This is a genomic window from Hyphomonas sp. (genome assembly GCF_013823385.1).
GTDB lineage: Bacteria > Pseudomonadota > Alphaproteobacteria > Caulobacterales > Hyphomonadaceae > Hyphomonas.
In genome coordinates this window covers 1-13,097 of the sequence record NZ_PNMA01000036.1, presented here as the reverse complement: position 1 = coordinate 13,097, position 13,097 = coordinate 1, and the positions used below count along the sequence as shown (strand labels likewise).

Below are 13,097 nucleotides of genomic sequence, written 5' to 3'. Positions count from 1 at the left end.
CTGGCCGGCACGCCCTTATTCTCCGCCCTCGTCCTGCTTGGGCTCTTCGGCCGGCTTGGGCGTGCTGCGGCGGCCGAAGAGGTTGCCAATCGCGTCGCGGGCCGCTTTCTCTGCGGCGTCTTCCAGCTGTTTCTCGACGGGCGGGGCAGGGGCCTGCGGTTGCGCGGCCGGCGGCGCCTCGCCACCAGCCTGTTCGGCGGGTGGTGGCGTTGTCTGCGGCGTTCCGGCCGGCTGTCTGCCGCCAATGATATTCCCGATGATCGAGCCGGCCACATCGCCCGCCCGCTCATTCACCTCCTGTTGCAGGCGTCCGGTCAGTTCAGCCTGCAGGGCAGACTGAACACCTGAGAAGTCCGGCGTCACCTTCAGCGCGTCCCAGCTGCCAGACAGGCGCACCGGCACAGGAATGCCGTTCAGCTGTATCACCGATCCCTGGCCCTGGCCGCTCTTGTCGATGGCGGTTGCCAGGCGCACGTCAAGCGATTGCCCGCCAATGTCGATCTTGCCGCTGCCGTCGATGCCCAGCACCGGGCTCAGCAATTTGAGGACATCGACCGTTGCCACGCCATTCTGCACACTGAGCACTGTGTTGAAGGTGGTGAACTCGGTCTCGGCGGCGGGCGACAGCACCCCCCGGAAGTCCAGATTGTTCAGACTGCCCGTGGTGAAGGCCTGTTGCAGCGATTGCGCGCTGCGCACGATCTGGGTGACGTTGAGGCCCTTGAGCGCGCCTTCATTCAGATTGGTCGACAGCTCGCCGTTCAGCCCGCGCATGATCTCGTCAATCGAGGTGCCGCGCGCCGATGCGTTGACCTTGAAGGCGCCCGTGCCGGTCAGATTGTCGAAGCCCGCCAATGTTCCCAGCAGGCTGGAAATGGCGACACTGTTGCCTTCCATCGCAAGGTTCACTGCCGGGATCTGGCCGCCCGCGTCCACGACCATCTGGCCTTTCCAGTTTCCGCCAAATGCCTTGAACTGGGAGAGGTCGGCCGTCAGCTTGCCGCCATCCAGATTGGCAGCCAGCGCCGCATCGGTCAGCACGACGCTGCCAAGGGTCAGCTTGCTCGTCTTGATGTTCAGGTCGGCGTCGGCCGCCTGCAGGCCGGCAAGGTCCAGCTTGTCCTTGCTCCACGCTTCCAGGGGTTGCGCCTGCTGCGGCTTCTGATCGGACGGCGCAAGGAAAGGCGAGAGGTCCAGCGCGCCCATGTCGAGTGTGCCGGTGAGGCGCGGACGTTCGCCGGTCAGGTCGATACCGGCGTTTCCCCTGGCGGTGATGTCGTCAAGTTTGAGGTCGAGGCCCGACAATGCGATCTTCGTGAAGGTGCCGCTGGCCTGCCCCTTGGCGCTGAAGCTGCGCAGGGTCGAGCCCGGCGCCATCTCGACGTCGGCGGCGGCGAGCAGATCGCGCAGGCGCGCGCTTTCCGCCGAAAGCTGCCCCTTCAGGCTGCCATCGCCGCCCAGCCCCACATCCCCCTTGTAGGAGGACGTCAGCAGGTCGCTCTGCTGGGTCAGGTCCAGCCCGGTCAGAACCAGCGCGTCCACAGGGCCGCTGATCGCGGAAGAAAGGTCCACCTTGCCGAGCGCGGTTGAGGCCGGCAGGTCAATCTCCAGCTGGCGCGCCAGTTCTCCGGCATTGGAAGAGCGCAGGTCCAGCCGGCCGTTCAGCGACGGCACGTCGCCAAGCTGCACGGTGCCAGCGTAGTTGGCGTTGATGAGGGGCCCCTTGATGCCCAGCTTCTGGAAGCTGAGATCAGGCTGGAGCAGGGACCCGCTGACCTTGCCCTTGATGTCGGCGCCGCCCAGCGGGGCGAGGTTCAGGGGCATCTCGAGAGCCGCAAACCGGGCAAGCTCGGCCAGGCTCGGTGCGTCCAGGCTCAGCTCGCCGGTGATGGTCGGCGTTTCGGAAAGGTTGAGCTGTCCGGAGAAGCTCGTCTTGGCGAGGGATGATGTCTGGGTCAGCTTGTCGATGTCGACCACAAGGGCGTTGGCGGGGCCTTTCAGGCGGCCTTCCAGATTGATCTTGCCCAGCTTGGAGAGGTCGAACGGAACCTCTGCCCCGGTGAGGGCCGCAAGGGCCGGCAACGCGTCCGAAGAGGCCCGGAACTGTCCCTCAATGTCCGGAATTGTCCCGAGTTTGACCGATCCTGTGTAATGGATCTTCCCGAAAGGCGTCTCCAGGTCCGCCTTGATGTCTGCCGGTTTTTCCTTGGTCAGGGCTTCAATCGTATCAATGGTCGAATTGATCTCGAACGGGTGGGCCTGAAAGAAACCCTTCGCTTTCAGCCGGAAAGGCTGGTCCGGCGAGGCCATCGAAGCCAGCAGGTCAAGGTCGCGCAGCTCGTAATAATCGCCCGTCTCGGCGTCGCGATAGGTCAGCGAGGCGTTCTGCAGCCGGGCCTGCTCCACCCCGCCATTGAACCCCTTCTGCTCTGCCGGTGGCCGGGTCGGTGCGGGCTGGGGGGGCTGTTCGGCGGGGGTAAAGACCCAGTTGGTCTGGCCATCTGCGAGCTTCTGCAGGGAAACCTTGGCATCGACAAAGGCCAGTTCCTTCACTTCAACCCGGCGGGAGAGCAGCGGCATCAGGCGAACCGAGCCGCGAAGCTCGCCGGCCTCCACCATGTAAGGGCCATCAAACCCCGGCGGATTGGCCACGGTAACCCCGCCCACGCTGGCGGCAATCGTCGGGAATATCGAGATCTTTACATCGCCGGTCAGCGTGATCTGGCGCTGCAGCGCCTGCGTCGCCGCGCGCTCGATCTGGGCCCGGTATACCTCTTTGGGAACAAGGAAAGGCACCGTCACCAGGGCAATGAGGAGCAGAGCGATAACGCCGCCAGCAATCAGGCCGATGCGTTTGATATTCATGGGTCGAATCCCGGCTTTTGCGTAATTTAGTACCACATGGGTTTGGAATGTGTCGTGTGAATGGCAACAGGGGCACAAAAGGGTGGAAACACGCCCGGCCAGGGGCACAACACATGCTTGTGAATTGCGTGAAGAAGTGTGCTTGACCCGCCCGCTATGCTTGATTAGAGAGGCGCTTCGCTCCTGAAAGGGGGCGCCAGAAAAATGCGCGGGTGTAGCTCAGTCGGTTAGAGTGCCGGCCTGTCACGCCGGAGGTCGCGGGTTCGAGCCCCGTCACTCGCGCCATTCCATTTGGAATGAACTCCAATAAAATCAAAGACTTAGGTCGGTTTCTGGAGTTCGATTCCCGTTGTTCCCCAAAACTGGGATACAAATTGGGTACAAAGTGGGATACAAAGAGGGCTGGCTGACGGCCCGTCTGACCGCTTTCCACGGGCTCCTCAGGCAGGATGAAATGGGTGAACCAGGCGCGCATGGCCGCAACCCGTCACAGGTCAGCCACCACCCCTGCTATGCGCTCCAGAATGGCGTCGAAGGGAACCTGGTCGCGATAGTAAAGCGCCCGCGTTGCGGCATAGGCTGAAGCATATGCTCTTCGCGTCGTGTCATCCTTAAGCAGGAAGGCATCGTTCCTGCTGAGATCGGCGACATCTTCATTCCGGAAGCGCTTTTGCTTGTGGGCGAAATAGTCGGCAGTGCCGATGAATGCCCGGACCTCCCTGTCTCCGAGCAGGCAGTAGATGTCGTAATAATGCCGCATGAAATTGACCGGCATATCGCCCGACTGTTGTTGCAGGCGGTACTTCGTGGAGATCGTCTGCAGCTTTTCGACCAAGGTATAGCCGGGTTCGTAGCAAGGCACGCCGATCGCCCGGTTGTCCGTCAGGCCCCCGACCCCGCTCCTGACGGCGAGGTCATACGCCCAGGACGAGATCGTACAGGGCCGGTTGGGCGCCACCTGATCAAATCCCGCCTCAAGCAGGATGCCTGCCTTGAGACCATCCGGTAACGGATGAACCGGATCATATTGCAGCCGGATTCCGGCGCCCCTGTAATAGCGCGTGTCGTCAAAGTCAGTGTCCCGGGCGGCCCTGGAAATTCCCGGAATTGCTATCGTGTCCGCCAGCCCATTGAAGAACGCCAGCCTTGCAGCGACCTGCGCTGGTTTATTGTGGTTCGGTCCGGTTTGCAGATCCTCCCGAGGATGGATCAGGATGTCGATATCCTCAGAAAACCGGTCAATCAGGCCATAGCCTTTCGACAGGGACGTGCCACCTTTCAGCTCGAACACAAAGCCCTGCTGTTGCAGTCCCCAGAGGCAATGCATGATCCAGTAGTCTTTTTCGACGAGCCCGGGATCGATCCTTTCATTGCGTCCCGCGACGGCCAGAAGATCAGGAAAATCCCGAAGCGTGTGCAGCAACATTATGCAGTTACCGTATGCGGAGCTTCCAGAACAGGCTCCAGCAGCCGCTGCGCCCGCGCAGAGCCGAACTCCCGGACTGCCTTTGCCAGCCGATTGCGGTTCATGCCCCGCGCCCGCGCCAGCGCTCTGGGCAGAACAGACGACTGATCTTCGGGCAGGCGGTCGAGATTGTGAAGCAGATCGACCAGCAGGACTTCCGTGCTCAGCTTTGCGGGCAGGCAGGCGCGCATCCGGAAATCATACCAGCGCCCGTCCAGTTCGAAACGGCCATGCCGTTTGCGGTTGTACACGACCGGCTCATTGTAGAGCTGCGTCGTGCCAAGTCCGAGACTGTTATAGGCGTTGGGCGACACGATCAGGAAGCGGCTGTCTCCCAGAAAAGCTTCCACCAGCTTTTGCGGATCGGCCGGCGCCAGCCCAAAACGGGTTTTGCGCGGTGCCATGTAAAGTCCGGCTCCGACTTTCTCAAGCCGGCCCTCCGCCAGAAGCTGCTGGAGGTGGCGGTCGACAGCCGTCGACCAGCGCGCAAGATCCCGGCGCCGGTATACCTCGCCTGGCCGCAGGTGTTTCGTCAGATCTGTCAGTGCCGTCATCGCTGCGCTCCTCTCGTCGTATATACGGTAGGGAATGGCAAAAATGCAAGTTTTGTTATTGAAAATTCATGCAAATCAGGGGCGCTTTCCAGTGCAGGCGCCCCGCTGGTCACCTGCCAGCTTTTAGTCACGCGGGACCGCCCTAAGGGTGGGAGCATCAGGCGAGCAGAGAAACGGATATGTGCGCCGGGGTATTCAGACGGGTGTCTCCTGCGCTCCCCCGAACGCGTTTGCCGACCCTGAAGTCCGGGTCCATGATCTTCCCGATCGGGAAGTTTCAGGGGTGTTTCAACCCTTCTGGCCTGCTATCTTCCCGATCGGGAAGATTTCATATGATCAGCAACGCCTCAGAATTCGGCCAGATGGTTGCCCGCGCGCGCAAGGCACTGGGCATTCCCCAGCGCGAGCTCGCCCTGGCCATCAATGCCGGAGAGCGCTTCATTGTGGACCTGGAAGCTGGCAAGCCAACCGCCCAGCTGGGAAAGGCGCTCGCCGCCGCGCGGGCCGCCGGCGTCCGCCTGAAAGATGTTTCCGGCAAAGGCTTTGACACGGCCCGCAGATGAGGTTGCGGGCCTATGACAACGCAATGAGCGTTGACGTTCCCGCCCGCCAGGGCGGAGATGACTCTCCGGCCTGCGAGCCGAGGGCGCCGATAAGGTGAGGGGCGACAATTACGGGTAGAAAGTGATATACAAAATGGGATACAAGGAGCGATGGCTGAGCTCCGCGATCCTGACAGGTTTCTCCTCAAACGCGGCAACCGCTGGTACTATCAGCGGCGCGTTCCGAATGCCTTTTCCCATCTTGATCACCGGGCCTTCGTGAAGGTCTCTCTGAAGACCGGATCGCATGAAATCGCGCGCCTTCGGCGGGACCATCTCGCAGAGGCAGATGACCAATACTGGATGGCGCTCGCGGCCGAAGCGGGCAGCCCCGGCGGCAGGGGGCCGGCCCTTCGAGCGGCGCTCGAGCATCGGTACAAGGCGGCCATCTCCCGCGCCATGGCCTATGGGTTTTCCTACAAGCCGGCGGAGCCGCTCGCCGAGAGCCAGGCGATCGCCGAGCTGATGGAGCGTATCCGGATGCTGGAGGCGCAGGCCGGCAGGGGCGGGGATCCGCGCCGCGCAGACGCCGAGGCGCTCCTCGGCGGATCACCCGATCCGGCTTCCAGCATTACTGTGTCCGAGGCGTTCGAGCTCTACGTCAGCCGCATCGCGTTCGATGACCAGTACAACAAGTCGCAGGCCCAGCGCCGGTCCTGGGAGAAGACAAAGCGAACCTCGATCAACTACTTTATCGACCAGATGGGCGACCTGCCGCTCAGCGACATCACCCGGGAGAAGGCCCTCGAATACCGCGACTGGTGGATGAAGAAGATGCAACCGCAGGCCGATGGCTCTGCGCCGGTCGCGCCCAACACCGCCAACCGGCATATCGGAAACATCCGCTCGCTCTACGTGCGCTATTTCAGGCATATCGGCGCGGCCGATGTGGAAGATCCGTTCCGGGACTTTTACTTCAGCGGCAAGACCGAGGTGAAGCGCGCCTCGTTCAGCAATGAGTGGGTGAGAAGCCGCATCCTCGTGCCAGGCTTGTTTGATGGTCTGCGGCTGGAGCTGCGCGTCATCATTTACCTGCTCATCGAAACCGGCGCACGCCTCAGCGAGCTTGTGAACCTGCGCCCGGAAGACATCCGGCTGAATGCCAAGGTCCCGCACATCGCGATCCGGCCCGAGCAGAACCGGGAGCTCAAGACAGACGATTCCCGGCGTGAGATCCCGCTGGTCGGCGTCGCTGAAATCGCGATGCGCGCCTGCCCGGAGGGGTTTCCCTACTACTACGACCGCAGTACCCTGGTGTCCGCCAATCTGATGAAAGCGTTCCGGCAGCGAAAGCTCCTGCCAACATCGGACCACGTCATATATTCTTTCCGGCATTCATTCGAAGACAGGATGCTCGAAGGCGGGCTCGACTACGGCCTGCGCTGCGCGCTGATGGGGCACAAGAACAACCGGCCAGAATACGGGATGGGCGGGTCGCTGGAATACCGGCGCGCGGAGCTATTGAAGATTGCGCATCCGTTTGAGGCGGGGGTGTTTGGTGCCGGGTAGGCTGGGTAGAGCATGATCTCAAGCTGTGCTTATATAGGCTGAAAATCCAACAACGAAGGCGCTTCATTCCTGAAAGCCGACATTGGCAGACCGGGTCTCGAAAGGCGAATAATCGCCGAAATGCGACGATTGCTTTTGAGCCATAGACGGAAGGTTTCAGGTGTAAGTCCGCCCCTGCCTATGTCGGACCTTCTTGGGCTCCAGTTTCGATCGCCACTAATTTCTGGGATGACGACCGCGAGACACTCAAACTTTAAGCGCTTCAGTTTCTAGTGGGTAGATCAAACAGTAAGGCGACCGTCGAAAAGGTTCGCCATAGAATCATTTCATGGCCGGTCCCGCCAGCGCATCGATGATCGGGCAATCGGGATCATTCCCCTTGGCACACTCGCTGGAAATGTCCTTGAGCGTTCGTTCGAGCTTGCGCAGGTCGGCGATCTTGCGGGAGACCGATTGCAGGTGATTGGTCGTGAGCGTGTGAATTTCACCGCAGGAATAATCTCCGTCGTCTACAAGCGAGAGAAGGCTGCGGATCTCCTCGATCGTAAAACCGAGCTCACGACTCCGCAGAATGAATCTCAACCGTGACTGGTCTACTTCAGAATAAACGCGGTGCCCTGCGTCTGTACGGGCGGGCTCATGGAGCAGTCCTGTCGTTTCATAATATCTGATCGTTTCGAGATTGCAGCCCGATCGCTTGGCCAATTCTCCCCGCTTTAGGCCCGCTCGCGAAACCGTGAACTCCGTCATGTCTTTTTCTCTTGATCCTGTAGCTACTACAGGAGGCAACTTCTCACCCAGAACCGGAATCGACAAGAGGACATCAAGCCATTTTGACCGGATTGATTGAGAACAACGCAGACAAGGACAAGCGGCGCGGATTTCTGGCTACCGGCAGCGTGATCGGCGCTGTTCTGGCGTCATCCTGCTGCATCGTGCCGTTCGTGCTGATCAGTCTTGGCGTATCGGGCGCCTGGATCGGACAGCTGTCGGCGCTCGAACCATTCAAACCGTATTTTATCGGCGCGACAGCGCTGCTGCTCGCGCTCGGCTTTTGGCATGTCTACCTCAAGAAGCCGAAGCCCTGCGAAGACGACTCCTATTGCGCGCGGCCAGAGTCCGGTCGGCTCACGCAACTTGCGCTCTGGGTAGCAACGGTCCTGGTCATTCTCGCGACCACGATCGACGTTTGGGCCCCTCTTTTTTACTGAACACGGAGTAAGACCATGAAGAAAAGCATCATCGGTGCCACGGTCATTGCCCTCGTTGGAATCGGCGGATTGTCCGTTGCTCTGTCGCGGGGATCGACCAGCGAGGCGCAGGCCGTATCGGCTGAATCGCCTCTCGCTACAGTATCTTTCTCGATCGAGAACATGACGTGCGCGACATGCCCAATCTCGGTCAGGAAGGCCATGATGCGGGTGGACGGTGTCCAGACGGTTGATGTTGATTTTGCCACCAAGTTAGCCACCGTCACCTTTGATCCTGCTATAACCAGCGCACAGGCGATCGGCGCGTCATCGACGGATGTCGGCTATCCGGCGACGTGCACGGAGTCTTGAGCCCGTGCGGGCGCTTCTAGGCGTCGGCCTGATCGGGACAGTGATAACGGCCCTCTGCTGCTGCACACGTGTTCTGGTCATGTTTCTCGGGCTTGTCGGACTGTCAGCCCTGACGGGCTACCTCGACTATGTCCTGTTCCCGGCTCTTGGCGCTTTCACCTTGCTCACCCTTTACGCGCTCTGGCGCCGCAACAACCGAGCCTAATCCCGCTCAGAAAGACCATTCCATGTCCCATAATTCGTCCGAAGGCCGAGACCATTATGACGTAATCGTCATTGGTGCAGGTTCAGCCGGCTTTTCGGCGGCCATCACTGCAGCTGAAGCGAATGCGAGCGTTGCGCTGATCGGATGGGGGTTGATCGGCGGAACCTGCGTCAACATCGGCTGCGTGCCTTCCAAAGTAATGATCCGCGCCGCCGAAGCCTTGCACGGTGCACGCGCTGCAGGCCGGTTCTCAGGGTTGTCGGGCAAGGCGAGGATTAATGACTGGTCGGCGCTGATGGCGGACAAAGACAATCTGGTCGAGACCTTGCGGAACAAAAAATATATCGACCTCCTGTCTGATTATGAATCCGTCGATTATATCGAAGGCAGAGTTGTGCTGACCCCCGGCGGCGTGATGATTGGCGAGCGGTTTGTGAGGGCAGATCGCACGATCATCGCAACTGGCGCCTCGCCAGCCATTCCTGATACTCAGGGCCTGCCTGAAACACCTTATCTTGACAGCACGGCCGCGCTTGAGCTGGGCGCCTTGCCCGAATCCCTGCTTGTGATGGGCGGGGGCTATATCGGGTGCGAACTCGCCCAGATGTTTGCCCGAGCAGGCACGCGAGTCACGCTGGTTACACGTAGCCAGCTGTTGCCAGAAGCCGAGCCGGAAATTTCTGCTGCTCTCACACAGTATCTTGCCGATGAGAATATTACCGTCAGGACCGGCCTTGACTATATCAGTGCGCGGAAGACCGAAGCAGGCGTTGCGCTCGTCATTTCGGTTGGCGGAAGCCAGGAAACCCTTGAGGCGCAACACCTGCTTTTGACCACGGGTCGCCGTCCTAACACCGCTGATCTTGGCCTCTCGGAAATGGGCATCCAGATGCATGCCAATGGTGCCATCAAGGTTGATGAACATATGCGCACATCAGTTGGTGGCATCTATGCGGCTGGCGACGTCACCGGACAGGATCAATTCGTGTACATGGCAGCCTATGGCGCCAAGATTGCCGCCAGAAACGCCATGAACGGCGATTCAATTTCTTACGATAACGCGGCTATGCCCTGGGTTGTGTTTACTGATCCCCAAGTCGCAGGCGTTGGGCTGAGCGAAGCTCAGGCGATCAAAGCTGGACATCTGGTCAAGACGTCCATTGCGCTTTTGGACCAGGTTCCCCGTGCTTTAGCTGCACACGATACTCGGGGACTGATTAAGCTTGTCGCTGACGCTGATACCGATGTGCTGCTTGGTGCGCAGATTCTCGCGCCTGAAGGCTCGGATTCCATCCAGACCATGGTGATGGCATTGAAGTTTGGGATGACCGCAAAGGCGCTTGGGGAAACACTCTTCCCCTATCTGACAACAGTCGAGGGATTAAAGCTGGCTGCGCAAGGGTTTGGAAAAGACGTTTCCAAGCTCTCTTGTTGCGCAGGATGATGTGCACAGCTGAATGAAGGGTGGACTGGACCACCAGTTTGAACTCGGCAACTTTGAGCCTTTTGAAAGTTCGCTCTCGCGCTTGAAACGAGACAGGTGAAAGGCTGCGTTTCTCCAAACGCGCCGTTTGTTGGAAAGCCCCCGACCGGCAACAAAGGGCCAATCCTAGCCATCTTTGCTAAAAGATTAGTACGTCTGCTTTTGCGCCCATTGGAGACGTGACAAGTCACGTTTGTTTCCTGACCACTTAGATTGGCCTGCCCCTGACATTCACGGTTGGAGAATGCCTTGAGCGAGTTTGAAATCGGCGAAGATGCGAGCTCAGTCGGGCGGCTTTCGCGCGGCGCTCTGTCAGTTCGCGTTCGAGGCGTTCGAGGATCGGCCAGTAGGCGTCGCCATAGAGTTCGATGACGCGGGCGACGGTCGCCATGGCGTTTTCGATGTCTTCGTCTGAATAGACTCTCAAATGATCGATACGCATGGCGACGTCTCAGCGGCGTTTTTCAGTTTGCTTTCGGGCGGTTCCAGACGAGGACACCGGTGCCTTCTTTCGCGTTTTCGAAAAAGGCCGCGCGCATCGGTTGGGCAAAGCTCGGATCATCGAGTTTGACAGCGAGGAAAGGTGTTTCGCCATCCTTGGAGTCTTCGCGCCAGGCGGCGCCAAGTTCTGCGCCGCCGGCATAGAGCCGGAAGTCAGGTGCGCCCTTCGTCTTGTCCTTGTTGGGAACAAGCTGCGCTTTGACATTTATGGTCATTGTGCGGATGGTTCCGGTCCAGGTTCCGTCCTTGAGGGTGAATGCGCCGATCTGTGCCATGGGTCAGTCTCCTTTGCTGGCAGGTTTGGGCAGGGATTTGCGGGCCCGTCTGAACCCGGCGTCTGAGGCCAGGAACATCTCGATCATGGCGGCGGCGAGCGTTTCTGCGCGCTCGGCTTCGCCATAAGTCTCCTGATAGAGCGCCGCATAATCCTGCAGCGCGGCAGCGGTTTCCGGATCGAGCGCAAGGGTGAGCTTCACCGGCGTACGGTCGGGGAGTTTTGCGAGGCGCAGGTTCACGGGGCTGTCTCCGGATAGGGCCGCAGGACGAGGTCCTTTGTCACGAGGACCCGGACGGGCCAGCCCGGACGGATGGTAATGGAGGGCTGGACACCGAGGCTGCGATCGACCGCGCGCTGGCCGGCTTCGTTGATGGTATCGGTCGTGCCCCGGCGGATTGCCCGCTCGATGTCGCCGTCCTCGCCGGGGCCGAGCTCGGCGCCAATGCCGAGCAGTGTGGCAAGACCGGCAGCGACGAAAACCCTATCCCAGTGATGATCAGTCCTGTCTTTGACGCCTGCATAGCCGGATACGTCGCTGCCTGGCTCGGAGATCGTGATCGAGCTGCCATCGGGCATCAGGATCCGGTCCCAGACGACGAGCGCCCGGTCCTGCCCGAACGAGACTTCCGACTGGTAGCGGCCGATGAGACGGCTGCCCTGGGGAATGAGGAGATACTGCCCGCGGACGGTGTCATAAACATTCTGCGTGACCTGCGCGATGACCGTTCCCGGAAGATCGGAGTTTATACCGGTGATCAGGCTCGCCGGGATCAGGGAGCCCGCCATCAGCTGGTAGGGCGAGAGCGGATCCTGCACCCGGTCCGGATTATAGGTGGGGCTCGCAGCGCGGTCGCTGGCAAAGGCCGCCTTCCGGGACTGGAAATTTGGGTCGGGCGGAAGGCTCGCTGCGGCGGCCGGGGATTGCCGCGCCAGGGCGAGGAGCTCCGAAGAGAGATCAAAGCCGGTGTCTGTCCGCCGTGCAGTATCGGGGCCAGGCGTGGCCGCATTGCTCAGACGGAACAGGAGCGGCGCGCGGGCCGCCTCTTCGGCCAGGGCGGCGGCTTCCAGCCGCGCGGTGCGGGCTGTTTCCTCTTCGGGGCGCGACCGGAAGTCTGTGCGATACTCGGTCTGGAAATCCGGTTCGATGCCATAGGCCTGCTCGGCGGCCCGGATGGTCGCGCCGAGATCCCCCGAAAAGGGCGCCCCGAGCACGGGCACGTCCCCGAGCGCGGTATAGTCTGCCGGCAATGCCGAAAACCCGTCGGGTTTGCGCTTGCCAGCCGCCAGCAGCTCATCCGGCGGGGCGGGCTCTGAAGGCCGGGGCGGGGCCAGCGCAAAGGTGGCGGCGGCAAACAGTGCCAGCGCGCCGAGGCCTGCGCCAGCGAGCAGCAGTTTGCGGTTGATCCGGGTGGCCGGTTTCGGCTTTGAGCGGATCTCCAGCTGGCGGGCGGTTTCCTTGAGAGGCGGCGGCTGGGTCATGGGCGCACCCTCTTCCAGCGGGAGTTTGAGCCTTTGCGCGCCGTTTTGGAGATCCGCACGATCGTCTGGGGTTTTGTCCCATGGCGCAGCTCGGCAGCGGCAAACAGCCGGTCGACGATGTAGTAGGTTCCCCGGACCCGGTAGTTGACGAGTTCGGCCGTGCCCCCGGATGACAGCACAAAGAGGGGCGGCATTTCGGAGGCGGCGACGCCAGCTGGCATCTGAATGAACACCTGGCGCCCGTCATCGAACACGCGGACCGGTTTCCAGTCCGGGCTGTCGCCGGTGATGCGGTAGTCGAAACTGAGGGTCTCAAGGCTGAGGCCGCGTTCGACGGGAACGGCGTCCTGCGCTGCGACGTTCGCATTGCGGGCGGTGAGGCCGGCGAGTTCATCCTGCGGATAGCGCCAGGAGAGGGCGGCCATGTAGGTGGCAGGGGTGGATTCCAGTTCGAGGTGATAGGTCCGCCGGTCGGTGGCGATCATCAGATTTGTCTGAAGGCCCGCGGCGACCGGCTTGACCAGGATATGCGCCCGGGCCGCGCTCCCCGAACCCGACGCCGTGTCCCCGACAATCCAGCGGACCGTATCGCCCG

15 protein-coding genes and 1 tRNA gene are annotated in these 13,097 nt (G+C 61.1%); 7 read left to right on the top strand and 9 right to left on the bottom strand.

Annotated elements, in window-relative coordinates; translation table 11 throughout:
* Nucleotides 1-15: 15 nt before the first annotated feature.
* Nucleotides 16-2,865, bottom strand: a complete 2,850-nt coding sequence (locus C0456_RS16810) for an AsmA family protein (RefSeq protein WP_291054493.1) — start codon at nucleotides 2,863-2,865, stop codon at nucleotides 16-18.
* A gap of 208 nt (nucleotides 2,866-3,073) precedes the next feature.
* Between C0456_RS16810 and C0456_RS16805 the strand changes: the two genes are divergently transcribed.
* A tRNA-Asp gene (locus C0456_RS16805) sits at nucleotides 3,074-3,150 on the top strand.
* Nucleotides 3,151-3,352: 202 nt separating this feature from the next.
* Here the strand turns inward: C0456_RS16805 and C0456_RS16800 are convergent.
* Both C0456_RS16800 and C0456_RS16795 read right to left on the bottom strand, forming a co-directional pair.
* Nucleotides 3,353-4,291, bottom strand: a complete 939-nt coding sequence (locus C0456_RS16800) for a nucleotidyl transferase AbiEii/AbiGii toxin family protein (RefSeq protein WP_291054490.1) — start codon at nucleotides 4,289-4,291, stop codon at nucleotides 3,353-3,355.
* Nucleotides 4,291-4,884, bottom strand: a complete 594-nt coding sequence (locus tag C0456_RS16795; RefSeq protein WP_291054487.1) for a hypothetical protein — start codon at nucleotides 4,882-4,884, stop codon at nucleotides 4,291-4,293. The genes C0456_RS16800 and C0456_RS16795 overlap by 1 nt, the downstream gene beginning before the upstream one ends.
* A 332-nt stretch (nucleotides 4,885-5,216) precedes the next feature.
* On the opposite strand from C0456_RS16795, the gene C0456_RS16790 reads away from it, so the two are divergent.
* Both C0456_RS16790 and C0456_RS16785 read left to right on the top strand, forming a co-directional pair.
* On the top strand, nucleotides 5,217-5,447 hold the full coding sequence (locus C0456_RS16790; protein ID WP_291054484.1) for a helix-turn-helix domain-containing protein: 231 nt from the start codon (nucleotides 5,217-5,219) through the stop codon (nucleotides 5,445-5,447).
* 150 nt (nucleotides 5,448-5,597) lie between these two features.
* On the top strand, nucleotides 5,598-6,995 hold the full coding sequence (locus C0456_RS16785; protein WP_291054481.1) for a DUF6538 domain-containing protein: 1,398 nt from the start codon (nucleotides 5,598-5,600) through the stop codon (nucleotides 6,993-6,995).
* 321 nt (nucleotides 6,996-7,316) lie between these two features.
* Here the strand turns inward: C0456_RS16785 and C0456_RS16780 are convergent, their stop codons facing one another.
* Entirely contained in the window at nucleotides 7,317-7,745 is a 429-nt protein-coding gene (locus tag C0456_RS16780; protein ID WP_291054478.1) for a helix-turn-helix domain-containing protein, read from the bottom strand.
* Nucleotides 7,746-7,828: 83 nt separating this feature from the next.
* Here C0456_RS16780 and C0456_RS16775 point away from each other — a divergent pair, with 83 nt between their 5' ends.
* Genes C0456_RS16775 through merA form a run of 4 tightly spaced genes read left to right on the top strand, consistent with a single transcriptional unit; the run spans nucleotide 7,829 to nucleotide 10,206 of the window.
* Entirely contained in the window at nucleotides 7,829-8,206 is a 378-nt protein-coding gene (locus tag C0456_RS16775; RefSeq protein WP_367179306.1) for a mercuric transporter MerT family protein, read from the top strand.
* Nucleotides 8,207-8,221: 15 nt separating this feature from the next.
* Entirely contained in the window at nucleotides 8,222-8,557 is a 336-nt protein-coding gene (locus C0456_RS16770; protein WP_291054475.1) for a heavy-metal-associated domain-containing protein, read from the top strand.
* Complete coding sequence (gene merF, locus C0456_RS16765; RefSeq protein WP_367179305.1) at nucleotides 8,523-8,762, top strand: mercury resistance system transport protein MerF; 240 nt, start codon at nucleotides 8,523-8,525, stop codon at nucleotides 8,760-8,762. The genes C0456_RS16770 and merF overlap by 35 nt, the downstream gene beginning before the upstream one ends.
* Before the next feature lie 22 nt (nucleotides 8,763-8,784).
* Nucleotides 8,785-10,206 carry a mercury(II) reductase gene (gene merA, locus C0456_RS16760; protein ID WP_291054469.1) on the top strand — a complete coding sequence of 474 codons (1,422 nt, stop codon included), beginning with the start codon at nucleotides 8,785-8,787 and terminating at the stop codon, nucleotides 10,204-10,206.
* Nucleotides 10,207-10,453: 247 nt separating this feature from the next.
* Here the strand turns inward: merA and C0456_RS16755 are convergent, their stop codons facing one another.
* The 5 genes from C0456_RS16755 to trbG all read right to left on the bottom strand — a co-directional run.
* A complete protein-coding gene (locus C0456_RS16755) occupies nucleotides 10,454-10,687 on the bottom strand; it encodes a hypothetical protein (RefSeq protein WP_291054466.1) in 234 nt (77 codons plus the stop codon).
* Between the two features lie 22 nt (nucleotides 10,688-10,709).
* Entirely contained in the window at nucleotides 10,710-11,021 is a 312-nt protein-coding gene (locus C0456_RS16750; protein WP_291054463.1) for a DUF736 domain-containing protein, read from the bottom strand.
* Between the two features lie 3 nt (nucleotides 11,022-11,024).
* Nucleotides 11,025-11,261, bottom strand: coding sequence for a DUF2274 domain-containing protein (locus tag C0456_RS16745; protein ID WP_291054460.1), 237 nt, complete (start codon nucleotides 11,259-11,261; stop codon nucleotides 11,025-11,027).
* Nucleotides 11,258-12,502 carry a TrbI/VirB10 family protein gene (locus C0456_RS16740; RefSeq protein ID WP_291054457.1) on the bottom strand — a complete coding sequence of 415 codons (1,245 nt, stop codon included), beginning with the start codon at nucleotides 12,500-12,502 and terminating at the stop codon, nucleotides 11,258-11,260. The genes C0456_RS16745 and C0456_RS16740 overlap by 4 nt, the downstream gene beginning before the upstream one ends.
* The coding region (gene trbG / locus C0456_RS16735; protein ID WP_291054454.1) for a P-type conjugative transfer protein TrbG at nucleotides 12,499-13,097 on the bottom strand (599 nt) is incomplete at its 5' end. The genes trbG and C0456_RS16740, both read right to left, overlap by 4 nt.